The 914-nt window shown below is 41.8% G+C and carries 2 protein-coding genes; both read right to left on the bottom strand.

Annotated features, from left to right (window positions below; translation table 11 throughout):
- Nucleotides 1-662, bottom strand: a 662-nt coding sequence (locus A3738_RS18185; protein ID WP_068763764.1) for a DsbC family protein, incomplete at its 3' end; no start/stop codon positions are given.
- 148 nt (nucleotides 663-810) lie between these two features.
- A partial coding sequence (locus A3738_RS18180; RefSeq protein ID WP_156504329.1) for a 50S ribosomal protein L19 occupies nucleotides 811-914 on the bottom strand: 104 nt, incomplete at its 5' end.

Below are 914 nucleotides of genomic sequence, written 5' to 3'. Positions count from 1 at the left end.
GTCACACCAAATTGCTGCCCTAACCGATACTGCTTAGCGACAGGATTTTTACAACTAGCCACATCATTTAGACGACCAGTACTTCGATTAACTTTTGAATCTAGACGACCCTCTTTTGCCTCATTCATTGCCTCAAGCGAATCGTCGGCACACCATACGGACGTTAATTTATCATAAGACGCACTGTTAACACCGGCGCGAGGGAAGCTCATATAGCTCACCGTTATACCCAACTCATTCATTTTAGGTATTTCCCGATGCAGCTTTCGACAGTAACCACAATCAATATCAGTAAAGACTTTAATTTGGGCCTTTTCCTCACCTTTAGCCTTGTAAGTGATCAGCTCCGAAGCTTCGATCGATTTCAACAACTCACCACGCTTTGCCTGACGCTCTTTTTCACTAATATTCTCAAGTCGACCACCAATTGTGCTGTACAACTCGCCTGTAAAAAAATACTCACCGTTACTTGAGACAAAAATCGCCTGCCCACTTTGATCATGAACTTGATAGATACCGCCAACTGGCGTTTCAGCAACCGAAACAACCTCCAATTGCGGGACAGCTTTTTTCAAGGCCGACTCAATATTTTGTTCAACTTCAGCGATAGCGAACACCGGCATGCAAGCGAATAAAAGACCACATATATTACTTAACTTCATAACAACCCCATTTAAATTTATCCCTTATATGATCACATGCATCAGAGAACGTTCAATATCTTATAAATAAAAACTACGAACAAGGATCACCTAACCGTAAACGCAAAAAACCCCGACGAGTCGGGGTTTTTTATAAATCAATATAAACTTAGTTAAGCTTCTCTTTGATACGTGCAGCCTTACCACTAAGCTCACGCAAGTAGTACAACTTAGCCTGACGAACATCACCACGACGCTTAACAGTAATGCTAT

The organism is Oleiphilus sp. HI0066 (genome assembly GCF_001635725.1).
This window is presented reverse-complemented; position numbering and strand designations above follow the sequence as displayed.